The sequence below is a fragment of the Streptomyces sp. NPDC004327 genome (genome assembly GCF_042873935.1).
In the GTDB taxonomy this organism is placed as follows: Bacteria; Actinomycetota; Actinomycetes; order Streptomycetales; family Streptomycetaceae; genus Streptomyces.
Window position 1 is genome coordinate 56,360 of record NZ_JBIAME010000011.1, and the last position, 13,603, is coordinate 69,962.

Here is a 13,603-nt window from a genome sequence, read left to right on the forward strand (position 1 = left end):
ACTTCTCTGTCACTGCGGTGTCGCTTCCTCGACGTGGCGGCGCAACGCCGCCGTGTCGAGCGGTCCCGGGACCCGGAAGGCCCTCGGGAACGCCCGGCGGCGGACCGCCAGGTCGAGACAGTGCAAGGCGGGGTGCAGATAAGCACCCCGGCCGGGCAGCGTACCGCGATGATCGGGAACGCACTCGTCCTTATTCACCACGACCCGCAGCAGGTCGCTCTTGGCCGCTCGCTCCCGGCATCCCACACAGGTTCGCTCAGGGCACACGCGGGCATGCGTCCGGCCAGACACGCTTAAGTCTACCTCCCCGTACCGACCTCACCCGTTTGAGGCAAAAGTCGAACAGTTGTTGGCCAAAAACGATCTCCACCTTGCGGTGGGACCGGGAGTCCTGTCAGGACTCGGCGGGCTCGGTGTCGGGTCGGATGTCGATCCGCCAGCCGGTCAGGCGCGCGGCGAGACGGGCGTTCTGGCCCTCCTTGCCGATCGCGAGCGACAGCTGGTAGTCCGGCACCGTGACCCGGGCGGACCGGGCCGCCATGTCCACGACCTCGACCTTGGACACCCGCGCCGGGGAGAGCGCGTTCGCCACCATCTCGGCCGGGTCGTCCGACCAGTCGACGATGTCGATCTTCTCGCCCATCAGCTCCGCCATCACGTTGCGCACCCGGCTGCCCATCGGGCCGATGCAGGCGCCCTTGGCGTTCAGGCCCGAACGGGTGGAACGGACGGCGATCTTGGTGCGGTGGCCGGCCTCGCGGGCGATCGCGGAGATCTCGACCGAACCGTCGGCGATCTCCGGAACCTCGAGCGCGAAGAGCTTCTTCACCAGATTGGGGTGGGTGCGCGAAAGGGTGACGGACGGACCGCGGACACCCTTGGCCACCCGCACGACGTACGTGCGCAGCCTGAGGCCGTGCGTGTAGTCCTCGCCCGGCACCTGCTCCTGCACCGGCAGGATGGCCTCGAGCTTGTCGTCCAGCTTGACCAGGACGTTCTTCGGGTCCTTGCCCTGCTGCACCTGGCCGGCGACGATGTCGCCCTCGCGGCGCGCGTACTCGCCGAAGGTGACGTCGTTCTCGGCGTCGCGCAGCCGCTGCTGGATGACCTGGCGGGCGGTGCTCGCGGCGATCCGGCCGAAGTCCGACGGGGTGTCGTCGAACTCCTTCGGCTGCTGCCCCTCCTCCAGGTCGGCGGGGTCTTCCTTCGCCCACACGGTCACGTGACCGGTGTGCCGGTCCAGCTCCACGCGCGCGTGGCGGCGGGCGCCGGGGACGCGGTGGTAGGCGATGAGGAGGGCCGACTCGATCGCCTCGACCAGCATTTCGAAGGAGATTTCCTTCTCCTGTGCCAAGCCCTTCAGGAGCTTCACGTCGATGTCCACGGCTACGCCTCCTCTTCCTTCTTGTCCTTGCGGTTGAACTCGATCTCGACACGCGCCTTCGCGATGTCCGCGAACTCGATCCGGCGGGCGGTGGCCTTGCGGCCCTTCACGCCCGGCACCTCGGTGTCGAGGCCGTCCTCGTCCACGGCGATGATCCGGGTGATCAGCTCGCCGCCCTCGTTCAGCTGCAGCTTCACCAGGCGGCCGACGGCGCGCTCGTAGTGGCGGGCCTGCGTGAGGGGACGGTCGGCGCCGGGCGAGCTGACTTCGAGGACGTACTCGCCCTCGCCCATCACGTCCGTCTCGTCGAGCTTCTCGGAGATGGCGCGGCTCAGCTCGGCACAGGCGTCCAGCTCGACGCCCTCGTCCGAGTCGACGATGACCCTCAGCAGTCCGCGGCGGCCGGCCCGGGACACCTCGATCTCCTCGAGGTCGAGGTCCTTCGCGTGAACGAGCGGCTCCAGAAGACCGCGCAGCCGTTCGCTCTGGGTGGTGCTCATCCGGGTGACTCCTCGGCCGCGTGTGCTGTTGTGGGTTCGTCGCGTGTCAGATCAAAGGGTATCCGGTCCCGGAGGGTGTTGCCGTCCACCGGGCCGGGGGCCGCGGGTACGCTCGCCTGCGGTGATCTTCGAATACGTGAACGCAAGGGAGTGGGCGTTGACAACGGTGAACAGGCGCACGCTCCTCACCGCCGGAGCGGCGGGAACCGCCGTCGCGCTCGCGGGCTGCACGTCCTCGGGCGACGGCGGCCCGCGGAAGCCGACCGCCGCCGAACGGGCCGCGGCGGCCGAGGCGGCCCTGCGCCGGCGCTCGGCGACCGCCAGCCGGGACCTGATGCTGCGGTACGACGCGGTCACCGGCACCCACCCGGCGCTCACCGCCCGGCTCGCCCCGCTGCGGGCCGCGGTGGCGGCGCACGTGAAGGCGCTCGGCGAGGGCGGCACGCCCCCGGCGCCCGGCCCGTCGGGCAGCGCCTCCGCCGCCCCCGCCCCCTCCCCCTCGCGGTCGCTCGCGGCGATCCGCGTCCCGGCCACCCCCGCCGCCGCCCTGCGGAGCCTCGCCACCGCCGAACGGGCGACCGCCGACACCCATACGGCCGCACTGCTCACCGCCCCGCCCGAGTACGCCCGGCTGCTCGCCTCCGTCGCCGCCGCGGGCGCCGCCCACGCCTACCTGCTCACCGAAGGGGACCGCGGATGACCGCGCTCGACGCCGCCCAGGCCGCGCTCGCCGCCGAGCACGCCGCCGTGTACGCGTACGGGGTCGTCGGCGCGCGGATCGGCGGGGACCGGCGCGCCGAGGCCACCGACGCCTACGAGGCCCACCGCGCGCGCCGCGACGCGCTGCGCCGCACCGTCCGCGACCTGGGCGGCGAGCCGGTCGCCGCGGCCGCCGCGTACGAGCTGCCCTTCGCGGTGCCGGACCCGGCCGCCGCCGGCCGGCTCGCCGCCGTCCTGGAGGACCGGGTGGCCGGCGTCTACTCCGACCTGGTGCGTTCCGCCGAGGGCCCGCTGCGCCGCGACGCGGCGGCGGCGCTGCGCGAGGCGGCGGTCCGCGCCGTCCGCTGGCGCGGCAGCGACGTAACCTTTCCTGGGCTCGCCGAACGGGCCTAGGGCCTGTCCGGCGGATCGGCCCCCAGCCGAACCGAAGGAACGACGCACGCATGGGTTTCGAACCGCCGCAGCGACTGGTGCGCGTGCTCGGCGAGACGTACGGGGAGACCGCCGCGGCCGCCTGGCTCGCCACGCTCCCGGAGCTCGCCCAGGAGACGCTGGAGCACGCCGGTCTGGTCGCGGAGCGTGTGGTGGCCCCCGGCGGGCGCAGCAGCCTCGTCGTCCTCGTCCAGGGCGCCGTCGTCAAGATCGCGCCGCCCTTCGCCCGCCCCGACCTGGAGCGCGACGCGCTCGCCCACTGGAACGGCTGGGGCGCGGCCAGGCTGCTCGGCGAGACCGCGCACGGCGGGCTGCTCCTGGAGCGGCTGCAGCCGGAGGTGTCGCTGCGTTCCCTGCCGGAGGCGAAGGCGCTCCTGGAGGCCGCGGGGACGGTGCGGAAGCTGTGGGTGGAGCCGGCGGCCGGGCACGGCTTCGAGTCGGTCGCGGAGCGCACGGAGCGGCAGACGGAGGGCATGCGGCGCCACGAGGCCGGGGACGGGACCGGCGCGCTGGTGACCGCGGCCCTTCACGCCCGCGCGGAGCTGCTGTCCGGCCCCGGTGAGACCTTCCTTCTGCACGGCAACTTCCGCCAGGGCAAGGTGCTCGCCGCCGAGCGGGCCCCCTGGCTCGCGGTCGGCCCCGAGCCGCTGGTCGGCGAGCGTGCCTACGACCTCGCCCGGCTGGTGCGCGACCGGGTCGAGGACCTGGTCGCCGCCTCGGCCGGTGCGTCGGCCGCCCGCCGCCGGGTCAACAAGCTCGCCGACTCCCTGGAGCTGGACCGGGACCGGCTGCGCGGCTGGACGCTGTTCCGCGCCGTCGAGTCCGCGACGCGCGCGCTGACGGCGGGGCGGCGGACGGACGCGGAGCTGCTGTGGGAGTTCGCGAGCTGGCTGTAAGGGAATACCCTTTTTGTAACCTTTGGGTGCCATAGCCCTCGGATCGGCTCGACAGCCTCGGCAGCAGGGGGCCCGTGATGATCCAGGAAGTGTTGACGGCCGTCCTCGCGGGCGGCGCGGTGGTCGCGGTGTACGCGGGCGCGGCGGCGCGGGTGGTGAAGCAGTACGAGCGCGGAGTGGTGTTCCGCTTCGGCAAGCTCGCCGGCCAGGTGCGCCCGCCGGGCTTCACCATGATCGTGCCGCTCGTGGACCGGCTGCACAAGGTGAACATGCAGATCGTCACGATGCCCGTGCCGGCCCAGGAGGGCATCACCCGGGACAACGTGACGGTGCGGGTGGACGCGGTCGTCTACTTCAAGGTGGTCGACCCGGCGGACGCGCTGGTGCGGGTGGAGGACTACAAGTTCGCCGTCTCGCAGATGGCGCAGACCTCGCTGCGGTCGATCATCGGCAAGAGCGATCTGGACGACCTGCTGTCCAACCGGGAGAAGCTCAACCAGGGCCTCGAACTGATGCTGGACAGCCCGGCGATGGGCTGGGGCGTCGCGATCGACCGGGTCGAGATCAAGGACGTCTCGCTGCCCGAGACCATGAAGCGCTCGATGGCCCGGCAGGCCGAGGCGGACCGCGAGCGGCGGGCCCGGCTGATCAACGCGGACGCGGAGCTGCAGGCGTCGAAGAAGCTGCGGGAGGCGGCGCACCAGATGGAGGACGCGCCGTCGGCGCTGCAGCTGCGGCTGCTGCAGACGGTGATGGCCGTCGCCGCCGAGAAGAACTCGACGCTGGTGCTGCCGATCCCCGTCGAACTCCTCCGCTTCCTGGAACGCGGCGGCACCCCGCCGCCGGCGCCCGAGGTCACGCGTGCCCCCGCTCCCCCGCCGCAGGAGTCCCAGGAGTCCCAGGAGCCCCTCCCCGGCCTCTCCTCCCCCGCGTATCTGGCGGGCCGGGCGGACGCCGAGAGCGCGGTGGAGGCGGTCGAGGACCTGACGGGGGCGTCGGTGGAGCCGTCGCCGGTGCCGGAGGCCGATTCCTGAGCGGACGGGCCCCAGGGGTGGGGCTGACACGACCGAGGGGGCGCGGGTCCGCCGGACCCGCGCCCCCTCGGTGACGTCCTACCGCTGTCAGGCGGACAGGCGGGCGATGGCCTCGTCGACCGTCAGCTCCTCGCGCTCGCCGGTGCGGCGGTCCTTCAGCTCCAGGACGCCCTCGGCCGCGCGGCGGCCGGCGACGAGGATCTTGGGGACGCCCATGAGCTCGGAGTCGGTGAACTTGACGCCCGGGGAGACGCCGGCGCGGTCGTCGACGAGGACGCGCAGGCCCGCGGCGGCGAGCTTGTCGGAGACCTCCAGGGCGAGCTCGGTCTGCAGGGCCTTGCCGGCGGCGACGACGTGGACGTCGGCCGGGGCGACCTCGGCGGGCCAGCACAGGCCCTTGTCGTCGGCGGTCTGCTCGGCGAGCGCGGCGACGGCGCGGGAGACGCCGACGCCGTACGAGCCCATGGTGACGCGGACGGGCTTGCCGTTCTGGCCGAGGACGTCGAGCTTGAGCGCGTCGGCGTACTTGCGGCCGAGCTGGAAGATGTGGCCGATCTCGATCGCGCGGTCCAGCTTCAGGCCGGTGCCGCACTTGGGGCACGGGTCGCCGTCCTGGACGACGACGACGTCGACGTACTCGGAGACCTCGAAGTCGCGGCCCGCCACGACGTTCTTGGCGTGCGTGCCGTCCTTGTTGGCGCCGGTGATCCAGGCGGTGCCGGGGGCGACGCGCGGGTCGGCGATGTACGTGACCTTGTCGAGGCCCTGGGGGCCGACGTAGCCGCGGACGAGGTCGGCGCGCTCGGCGAAGTCGGTCTCGGTGACCATCTCGACGGTGGCCGGGGCGAAGTGCGCCTCGACCTTGCCCATGTCGACCTCGCGGTCGCCGGGGACGCCGACGGCGACGATCTCGCCGTCGACCTTCACCAGGAGGTTCTTCAGGGTGGCGGAGGCCGGGACGCCGAGCGAGGCGGCGAGCGTCTCGATGGTCGGCGTGTCGGGGGTGGGGATCTCCTCGGCGGCCGGGACGGCGGAGCCGTCGACCGGCTTCAGCTCGTAGTTCACCGCCTCGGTGTTGGCGGCGAAGTCGCAGTTCGGGCAGTCGGCGAAGGTGTCCTCGCCGGCCTCGGCGGGGGCCAGGAACTCCTCGGACTTGGAGCCGCCCATGGCGCCGGCGGTGGCGGCGCAGATGCGGTAGTCGAGGCCGAGGCGCTCGAAGATCCGCTGGTACGCCTGGCGGTGCAGGCCGTAGGAGGTGGCCAGGCCCTCGTCGTCGAGGTCGAAGGAGTAGGAGTCCTTCATGAGGAACTCGCGGCCGCGCAGGATGCCGGCGCGGGGACGGGCCTCGTCGCGGAACTTCGTCTGGATCTGGTAGAGCGTGACGGGCAGGTCCTTGTAGGAGGACGCCTGGTCCTTCACGAGGAGGGTGAAGATCTCCTCGTGGGTGGGGCCGAGGAGGTAGTCGCCGCCCTTGCGGTCCTGGAGGCGGAACAGCTCGGCGCCGTACTCGTCCCAGCGGCCGGTGGCCTCGTAGGGCTCACGGGGCAGCAGGGCCGGCAGGGAGACCTCCTGGGCGCCGATGGCGTCCATCTCCTCGCGGACGATGCGCTCGACGTTGGAGAGCACCTTCTTGCCCAGCGGCAGCCAGCTCCAGATGCCGGCGGCGGTGCGGCGGACGTAGCCGGCGCGGACGAGGAGCTTGTGGCTGAGGACCTCGGCGTCCGCCGGGTCGTCGCGCAGCGTCTTCGCCATCAACTGGGACATGCGCTGGACCGGTGCGTTGGCCATGGTTCTCGTACTCCTGCCGGGTAAGGGTGATGGCCCCGAGGTTAGCGGGGCCATCACTCCTCAGAGAAATCAGTTCCCGCCCGCACCGCGGCTACCTGCGCCGGAGCGGCAGCGGGGCGCCCATCACCGCGTACGGGCGCGGGGCGCTGGGGAACAGCACGCGGCGGGCGAGGTCGGTGTAGCCGAGGGAGCGGTAGAGGCCGCGGGCCGGGCTCTCGGTGTCGATGGCGGAGAGGATCGAGCGCGGCAGCTCGGACCGGTCGGTGATGGTGGTGATCAGTCCGCGGCCCAGGCCCCGGCCCTGGTAGCCGGGGTGGACGTGGAGCTCGGTGATGACGAAGGAGTCGTCGAGCCAGCCCTCGTGCCCGCCGGCGCGCAGATACGGTTCGACGACGGTGGACCACCAGTGGGTGCGGCTGTTGGGCATCCCGTAGACGAAGCCGACCAGCCGGCCGTCGGGAGTGGTGGCCCCGTAGGCGCGGGCGCCGGGGTTCTGCAGGTGGCGCACGACGATGTGGCGGCGTACGGCGACCTCGGCCTCGTCGAGGCCGAAGGCGAGGGCCTGTACGGCGAGGGCTTCGTCGACCCTGGCGGCGAGGTCGACCGGAGCGATCACGACCTTCGCGTCATCCATGCGCTCTTCCATGCGCCGCACCCTACAAGCACCCTCTCCGGTCCGGCCTGCGGATCCGGGCCTCCGCCTCAGAACAGCACGCTCATGAAGGCGCCGACCTCCTGGAAGCCGACGCGCTGGTACGCGGCCCGGGCCGGGGCGTTGTAGTCGTTCACGTAGAGGCTGACGACGGGCGCGACGTCGGCGAGGGCGTAGCGCAGGACGGCGGCCATGCCGGTCTCGGAGAGGCCCTTGCCGCGGTGTTCGGGGGCGACCCAGACGCCCTGGATCTGGCACGCCTGGCGGGTGGCGGCGCCGATCTCGGCCTTGAAGACGACCTTGCCGTCCTCGATGCGGGCGAAGGAGCGGCCGGAGCCGACGAGCTCGGCGACCCGGGCCTGGTAGAGCAGTCCGCCGTCGCCGGACATCGGGGAGATGCCGACCTCCTCGGTGAACATGGCCACACAGGCGGGCATGATCACCTCCATCTCGTCCTTGCGGACCCGGCGGACCAGCGGGTCGGGCCGGACGGTGGCGGAGGGCGCCTCGGCGGTCATGAGCGGCTGGTGGGCGCGGACGTCGCGGGCCGGGCCCCAGCTCGGTTCGAGGAGCTGCCAGAGCCGGGCGGTGGCCTCGGCGGGGCCGACGATGGAGGAGCAGCGGCGGCCGATCCGGCGGGCCCGGTCGGCGAAGGCGCGGACGGCCTCGGGAGTGGCGCAGATGGGGACGAGGTTGGCGCCGGAGTAGCAGAGCGAGGTCAGCATCCCGTCGCTGTACCAGCCCCACATCTCGCCGCCGAGCCGCCAGGGGTCGAGCCCGGCCATCTGGACGCGGGCGGTGACGAAGGCGTTCTCGACGGGCGCGCTGTCGAGCACGGCGAGCGCGGCGCCGAGGTCGGCGGGTTCGAGGACCCGCGTCGATGATTGCGTCAACACGTGGGGCCTCACCGTACGGTTTCTGCTGGTCCTGGCACTCTACCCCTCGTCCCCGCCGCCGCGGGGGTACGAAAAAAGCCCCTCCTTGGCGGAGGGGCTTCTTGCGCGGGCGGGCCGGTCAGCCGGCGACGGAGACGGTGGGCTCGCCGCTGGCGACGCCGTCCTTCTCCATCTGCTCGGCGATCTTCATGGCCTCGTCGATGAGCGTCTCGACGATCTTCGACTCGGGGACGGTCTTGATGACCTCGCCCTTGACGAAGATCTGGCCCTTGCCGTTGCCGGAGGCGACGCCGAGGTCGGCCTCGCGGGCCTCGCCGGGGCCGTTGACGACGCAGCCCATGACGGCGACGCGGAGCGGCACCTCCATGCCCTCGAGGCCGGCGGTGACCTCCTCGGCGAGCTTGTAGACGTCGACCTGGGCGCGGCCGCAGGACGGGCAGGAGACGATCTCCAGGCGGCGCGGGCGCAGGCCGAGCGACTCCAGGATCTGGTTGCCGACCTTGATCTCCTCGACCGGCGGGGCGGAGAGGGAGACGCGGATGGTGTCGCCGATGCCCTCGGAGAGCAGGGCGCCGAAGGCGACGGCCGACTTGATGGTGCCCTGGAAGGCGGGGCCGGCCTCGGTGACGCCGAGGTGCAGCGGGTAGTCGCACTGGGCGGCGAGCTGGCGGTAGGCGTTGACCATCACGACCGGGTCGTTGTGCTTGACCGAGATCTTGATGTCCTGGAAGCCGTGCTCCTCGAAGAGGGACGCCTCCCAGAGCGCGGACTCGACGAGCGCCTCGGGGGTGGCCTTGCCGTACTTGGCGAGGAGCCGCGCGTCGAGCGAGCCGGCGTTGACGCCGATGCGGATCGGGGTGCCGGCGGCGGAGGCCGCCTTGGCGATCTCCTTGACCTTGTCGTCGAACTGCTTGATGTTGCCCGGGTTGACGCGGACCGCGGCGCAGCCGGCGTCGATGGCGGCGAAGACGTACTTCGGCTGGAAGTGGATGTCGGCGATCACCGGGATCTGCGACTTCCTCGCGATGGTGGCGAGGGCGTCGGCGTCGTCCTGGGTGGGGCAGGCCACGCGCACGATCTGGCAGCCGGAGGCGGTCAGCTCGGCGATCTGCTGGAGCGTGGCGCCGATGTCGGACGTGCGGGTGGTGGTCATCGACTGCACCGACACGGGGGCGTCGCCTCCGACGGCCACCGATCCGACCTGGATCTGGCGGCTCTTGCGCCGTTCGGCGAGCCGGGTCGGAACGGTCGGGATACCGAGAGAGATCGCGGTCATCAGCTGTACAACCCCAAGGTGTGGTTCATCGGGCTCAGGTCTCCGAGATTACCGTCCCGGCGGCGGGTGGCCGGACACCGCACGGGTTCCGGCCACCCGGAGTCGCCCGGGACGCGGCGTGGCCGGTCAGGTGATCTTGACCGGGTTGACGATGTCGGCGACGAGGACGAGCAGGGTGAAGCAGACGAAGACGCCTGCGACGACATAGGCGGCCGGCATCAGCTTGGCGACGTCGAACGGGCCCGGGTCGGGCCGCTTGAAGACGCGGGCGACGGTCCGGCGCAGCGACTCCCACAGGGCGCCGGCGATGTGGCCGCCGTCGAGCGGGAGCAGCGGGAGCATGTTGAACAGGAACAGCGACACGTTGAACATGACCAGCAGGTTCATGAACATGACCAGGATGGTCTTCTTCGGCGCGTCGATGGTCATCAGCTCGCCGGTGATGCGGGCGGCGCCGACGACGCCGACGGGCGAGTCCGCGGCGCGCTTGCCGTCGCCGAAGGCGGCGTCCCACAGGCCGGGGATCTTGCCGGGCAGGGCGATGACGGACTTGACGCCGGCCTGGAGCTGCTCGGACATCCGGTCGACCGACTGGCCGAAGGTGAGCGGCAGGACCTCGGTCTTGGAGGCGAAGCCGAGGTAGCCGGCGGGGACGGTCTGCAGCGGCTGGACCACCCGGCCGTCGGCGTCCTTCTTGTAGACCTCGTTCTTGATGAGCGTGGGGTGGAGGTCGATCCGCTGTCCGGCGCGCTCGACGGTCACCGTGGCGGGGCCGATGGTGGCGCGGATGTGGTCGGAGAGGGTGTTCCAGTCGGAGACCGGGGTGCCGTTGAAGGCGACGATCCGGTCGCCGTCCTTCAGGCCCGCGGCGTACGCAGGCGACACCGGGTCGCCGGCCTGGCACTTCTCGCGCTTGCTGTCGGCGGCGATGACGCACTTCTGGACGCCGGCGACCTTGGTGGTCTGGGCCTCGAAGCCGATGGCCATGGCGCTGCCGAAGAACAGCACGACGGCGAGCACCAGGTTCATGAAGGGCCCGGCGAACATGACGGTGACGCGCTTCCACGGCTTGCGCGTGTAGAAGAGCCGGTCCTCGTCGCCGGGCTGCAGCTCCTCGAAGGACGCCTCGCGGGCGTCCTCGATCATGGAGCGCCAGGGCGAGGTGGAGCGGGCCTCGATGCGGCCGTCCTTGCCGGGCGGGAACATGCCGATCATGCGGATGTAGCCGCCGGCCGGGATGGCCTTGAAGCCGTACTCCGTCTCGCCCTTCTTCCGCGACCAGATGGTCGGGCCGAAGCCGACCATGTACTGCGGCACCCGGATCCCGAAGAGCTTGGCCGTGGAGAGGTGGCCCAGTTCGTGCCAGGCGATGGAGACGAGCAGGCCCAGTGCGAACAGCACGAGGCCGAGTACGTACAGGAAAACCGTCATGCGCGCGCCTCCGCGATTGCCTTCGCCGCGAGTTCCCGGGCCCGGGCCCGTGCCCAGGTCTCCGCTTCCAGGACGTCCGGGACCGTGAGCGGGGTTCCCGTGGCGGGCGTGCCGTGCTCGGCGACGACCGCGGTGACCGTGTCCATGATCCCGTTGAAGGGCAGCCGGCCGGCGAGGAAGGCGTCCACGCACTCCTCGTTGGCGGCGTTGAAGACGGCGGGCGCGGTGCCGCCGAGGGTGCCGACGTGCCGGGCGAGGTTCACCGACGGGAAGGCCTCGTCGTCCAGCGGGAAGAACTCCCAGGTGGACGCCGTGGACCAGTCGAAGGCGGGGGCCGCGTCGGGGACCCGCTCGGGCCAGCCGATGCCGATGGCGATGGGGCCGCGCATGTCCGGCGGGGTGGCCTGGGCGAGCGTCGAGCCGTCCGTGAACTCGACCATCGAGTGCACGTAGGACTGCGGGTGGACGACGACCTCGATCCGCTCGAACGGGATGTCGTAGAGCAGATGGGCCTCGATGACCTCCAGGCCCTTGTTGACCAGGGTCGCGCTGTTGATCGTGATGACCGGGCCCATCGCCCAGGTCGGGTGCGCGAGCGCGTCCTCGCGGGACACGTTCGCCAGCTCCTCGCGGGTGCGGCCGCGGAAGGGGCCGCCGGAGGCGGTGACGACCAGCTTGCGGACGTCGGCGCGGGTGCCGGCGGCGAGCGCCTGGAAGAGGGCGGCGTGCTCGGAGTCGACCGGGATGATCTGGCCTGGCTTGGCGAGCGCCTTCACCAGCGGGCCGCCGACGATCAGCGACTCCTTGTTGGCGAGCGCGAGCGTCCGGCCGGCCTCCAGGGCGGCGAGGGTGGGCGCGAGGCCGATGGAGCCGGTGATGCCGTTGAGGACGGTGTGGCACGGGGACGCGGCCGCCTGGGTGGCCGCGTCCGGGCCGGCCAGGATCTCGGGCAGCGGCTCGGAGCCGTACAGCGCCTTCAGGGCGTCGCGCAGCTCCGGCACCGCGTCCTCGCGGGCGACGGCGACCGTCTCGGCCTTCAGCCGGTGCGCCTGCTCGGCGAGCAGCCCGATCCGGCTGCCGGAGGCGGCGAGGGCGGTGACCCGGAACCGGCCGGGGTTGCGCAGGACCAGGTCGATGGCCTGGGTGCCGACGGACCCGGTGGAGCCGAGGACGACGATGTCCCGGCGGCCGGCACCTGTGTCCACAGGGGAGAAGACGCTGTGCGGGTCGGCGAGAGGAGAGGGGCGGTCGCTCATGCCCCCCATTCTTGCCGCAAAGACTGTGCGCCCCGCACGGACCCCGTCAGACTCCTTCCCCGAGCCCCTGGGCGAAGGAGCCGAAAACGGTGTGGAAGTCCGGGAACGTCTTCCGTACGCAGCCGGGGTCGTCGAAGGTCACGCCGGGCGTGCGCAGCGCGGTGACGGCGAAGGACATCACGATGCGGTGGTCGCCGTGGGTGGCGATCTCGGCGGGGCCGCTCGGCACACCTGGCCGGATCTCGATCCAGTCGGGGCCGGTTTCGACCGTGATGCCGAGCCGGCGCAGGTTCTCGGCGCAGGCGTCGAGGCGGTCGCACTCCTTGACCCGGGTGTTGGCGACGTCCTCGATGCGCACCGGCCCGTCGGCGAAGGGCGCGAGGGCGGCGAGGGTCGGCATGGTGTCGGAGATGTCCCGCATGTTGACGGTCAGGCCGCGCAGGGTTCCGGTGGAGCGGACGGTGGTCCGGTCGTCGGCGACGGTCACCTCGGCGCCCATGCGGCGCAGCACGTCGACGAAGCCGAGGTCGCCCTGGAGCGCGCCGGCGCCCAGGCCCGGGACGGTGACCTCGGCGCCGGGCACGAGGGCGGCCGCGGCGAAGAAGTACGAGGAGGTGGAGGCGTCCGGCTCGATGGCGTAGGTGGTGGCCCGGTAGCCGGTGGGCAGGACGGTGTAGGTACGGCCCTCGGGGCCGTCCGCGCGGTCGATCTCGGCGCCGAAGCTCCGCATCATCGCCAGCGTGATCTCGACGTACGGCTCCGAGACCAGGTCCGTGACGGTGATCGCGAGGCCCTCGGTGGTGAGCGGGCCGAGCATCAGCAGCGCGGTCAGGTACTGCGAGGACTGGCCGGCGTCGAGGCGGATCGCGCCGCCCTTGATGCCGCGGCCGGTGACGGTGAGCGGGTGGTGGCCCTCGCGCTCGCCGTGCGTGAGGTCGACGCCGAGCTCGCGCAGCGCGGTGCTGAGCGGGCCGAGCGGGCGGCGGCGCATCTGGGCGGAGGCGTCGAAGCGGAAGGTGCCGTGCCCGGCGGCGGCGAGGGCGGGCAGGAAGCGGGCGGTGGTGGCGCCGTCGCGGCAGTAGACGTCGGCCTCGGCGACCCCGGGCCCGGCGGGCCGGCCCTCGATGTGCCAGGCGCCTGGCTCCTGTCGTACGGCATAGCCGAGGGCCTTCAGACCCTCGGCGAAGCCCTCGCTGTCGTCGGAGCGCAGCGGCCGCAGCAGGGTGGTGGTGCCCTCGGCCGCGGCGGCGAGGAAGAGGGCGCGGGCGGTGACGGACTTGGAACCGGGGATGTCGATGACGGTCACGCCGGTCATCCTGCCGTGGCGGGCGGAACGGC

General features: G+C 72.3%; 14 protein-coding genes. 4 read left to right on the forward strand and 10 right to left on the reverse strand.

The window, feature by feature from the left end; all coding sequences use genetic code 11:
• Positions 1-9 precede the first annotated feature (9 nt).
• The 3 genes from ACFYU9_RS31980 to rimP form a co-directional block, all read right to left on the reverse strand.
• Positions 10-291, reverse strand: a complete 282-nt coding sequence (locus tag ACFYU9_RS31980) for a YlxR family protein (protein ID WP_389209096.1) — start codon at positions 289-291, stop codon at positions 10-12.
• Positions 292-394: 103 nt separating this feature from the next.
• Complete coding sequence (nusA, locus tag ACFYU9_RS31985; RefSeq protein WP_389209094.1) at positions 395-1,384, reverse strand: transcription termination factor NusA; 990 nt, start codon at positions 1,382-1,384, stop codon at positions 395-397.
• A gap of 2 nt (positions 1,385-1,386) precedes the next feature.
• The gene (gene rimP / locus ACFYU9_RS31990) at positions 1,387-1,884 is read right to left on the reverse strand and encodes a ribosome maturation factor RimP (protein WP_389347116.1); all 498 of its coding nucleotides are present in this window, start codon (positions 1,882-1,884) and stop codon (positions 1,387-1,389) included.
• Positions 1,885-2,041: 157 nt separating this feature from the next.
• On the opposite strand from rimP, the gene ACFYU9_RS31995 reads away from it, so the two are divergent.
• From ACFYU9_RS31995 to ACFYU9_RS32010, 4 genes are all read left to right on the forward strand, one after another.
• Positions 2,042-2,584, forward strand: coding sequence for a hypothetical protein (locus ACFYU9_RS31995; protein WP_389347119.1), 543 nt, complete (start codon positions 2,042-2,044; stop codon positions 2,582-2,584).
• Complete coding sequence (locus ACFYU9_RS32000) at positions 2,581-2,997, forward strand: ferritin-like domain-containing protein (RefSeq protein ID WP_389209089.1); 417 nt, start codon at positions 2,581-2,583, stop codon at positions 2,995-2,997. Before ACFYU9_RS31995 ends, ACFYU9_RS32000 begins: the two co-directional genes overlap by 4 nt.
• A gap of 50 nt (positions 2,998-3,047) precedes the next feature.
• Entirely contained in the window at positions 3,048-3,932 is an 885-nt protein-coding gene (locus ACFYU9_RS32005) for an aminoglycoside phosphotransferase family protein (RefSeq protein ID WP_389209087.1), read from the forward strand.
• 77 nt (positions 3,933-4,009) lie between these two features.
• Entirely contained in the window at positions 4,010-4,966 is a 957-nt protein-coding gene (locus ACFYU9_RS32010; protein ID WP_389347122.1) for a slipin family protein, read from the forward strand.
• Positions 4,967-5,053: 87 nt separating this feature from the next.
• Here ACFYU9_RS32010 and ACFYU9_RS32015 read toward each other — a convergent pair whose 3' ends face one another.
• The 7 genes from ACFYU9_RS32015 to aroA all read right to left on the reverse strand — a co-directional run bounded on the left by ACFYU9_RS32015 (position 5,054) and on the right by aroA (position 13,571).
• Entirely contained in the window at positions 5,054-6,754 is a 1,701-nt protein-coding gene (locus ACFYU9_RS32015; protein WP_389209083.1) for a proline--tRNA ligase, read from the reverse strand.
• 91 nt (positions 6,755-6,845) lie between these two features.
• Positions 6,846-7,388, reverse strand: coding sequence for a GNAT family N-acetyltransferase (locus ACFYU9_RS32020; RefSeq protein WP_389209081.1), 543 nt, complete (start codon positions 7,386-7,388; stop codon positions 6,846-6,848).
• Between the two features lie 68 nt (positions 7,389-7,456).
• On the reverse strand, positions 7,457-8,302 hold the full coding sequence (locus tag ACFYU9_RS32025) for a GNAT family N-acetyltransferase (RefSeq protein ID WP_389209079.1): 846 nt from the start codon (positions 8,300-8,302) through the stop codon (positions 7,457-7,459).
• 118 nt (positions 8,303-8,420) lie between these two features.
• Complete coding sequence (ispG, locus tag ACFYU9_RS32030; RefSeq protein WP_389209077.1) at positions 8,421-9,578, reverse strand: flavodoxin-dependent (E)-4-hydroxy-3-methylbut-2-enyl-diphosphate synthase; 1,158 nt, start codon at positions 9,576-9,578, stop codon at positions 8,421-8,423.
• A gap of 126 nt (positions 9,579-9,704) precedes the next feature.
• The gene (locus ACFYU9_RS32035; RefSeq protein WP_389347124.1) at positions 9,705-11,009 is read right to left on the reverse strand and encodes a M50 family metallopeptidase; all 1,305 of its coding nucleotides are present in this window, start codon (positions 11,007-11,009) and stop codon (positions 9,705-9,707) included.
• The gene (gene dxr / locus ACFYU9_RS32040) at positions 11,006-12,265 is read right to left on the reverse strand and encodes a 1-deoxy-D-xylulose-5-phosphate reductoisomerase (protein ID WP_389347126.1); all 1,260 of its coding nucleotides are present in this window, start codon (positions 12,263-12,265) and stop codon (positions 11,006-11,008) included. The genes ACFYU9_RS32035 and dxr overlap by 4 nt, the downstream gene beginning before the upstream one ends.
• Positions 12,266-12,311: 46 nt before the next feature.
• Complete coding sequence (gene aroA, locus ACFYU9_RS32045; RefSeq protein WP_389209071.1) at positions 12,312-13,571, reverse strand: 3-phosphoshikimate 1-carboxyvinyltransferase; 1,260 nt, start codon at positions 13,569-13,571, stop codon at positions 12,312-12,314.
• Between the last annotated feature and the right edge of the window lie 32 nt (positions 13,572-13,603).

What these genes read in the sequence shown, in the direction of transcription:
- rimP (WP_389347116.1), bottom strand. Translation starts at nt 1,884, where the DNA reads ATGAGCACCACCCAGAGCGAACGGCTGCGCGGTCTTCTGGAGCCGCTC.
- ACFYU9_RS32000 (WP_389209089.1), top strand. Translation starts at nt 2,581, where the DNA reads ATGACCGCGCTCGACGCCGCCCAGGCCGCGCTCGCCGCCGAGCACGCC.
- ACFYU9_RS32005 (WP_389209087.1), top strand. Translation starts at nt 3,048, where the DNA reads ATGGGTTTCGAACCGCCGCAGCGACTGGTGCGCGTGCTCGGCGAGACG.
- ACFYU9_RS32010 (WP_389347122.1), top strand. Translation starts at nt 4,010, where the DNA reads ATGATCCAGGAAGTGTTGACGGCCGTCCTCGCGGGCGGCGCGGTGGTC.
- ACFYU9_RS32015 (WP_389209083.1), bottom strand. Translation starts at nt 6,754, where the DNA reads ATGGCCAACGCACCGGTCCAGCGCATGTCCCAGTTGATGGCGAAGACG.
- ACFYU9_RS32020 (WP_389209081.1), bottom strand. Translation starts at nt 7,388, where the DNA reads ATGGATGACGCGAAGGTCGTGATCGCTCCGGTCGACCTCGCCGCCAGG.
- ispG (WP_389209077.1), bottom strand. Translation starts at nt 9,578, where the DNA reads ATGACCGCGATCTCTCTCGGTATCCCGACCGTTCCGACCCGGCTCGCC.
- ACFYU9_RS32035 (WP_389347124.1), bottom strand. Translation starts at nt 11,009, where the DNA reads ATGACGGTTTTCCTGTACGTACTCGGCCTCGTGCTGTTCGCACTGGGC.
- dxr (WP_389347126.1), bottom strand. Translation starts at nt 12,265, where the DNA reads ATGAGCGACCGCCCCTCTCCTCTCGCCGACCCGCACAGCGTCTTCTCC.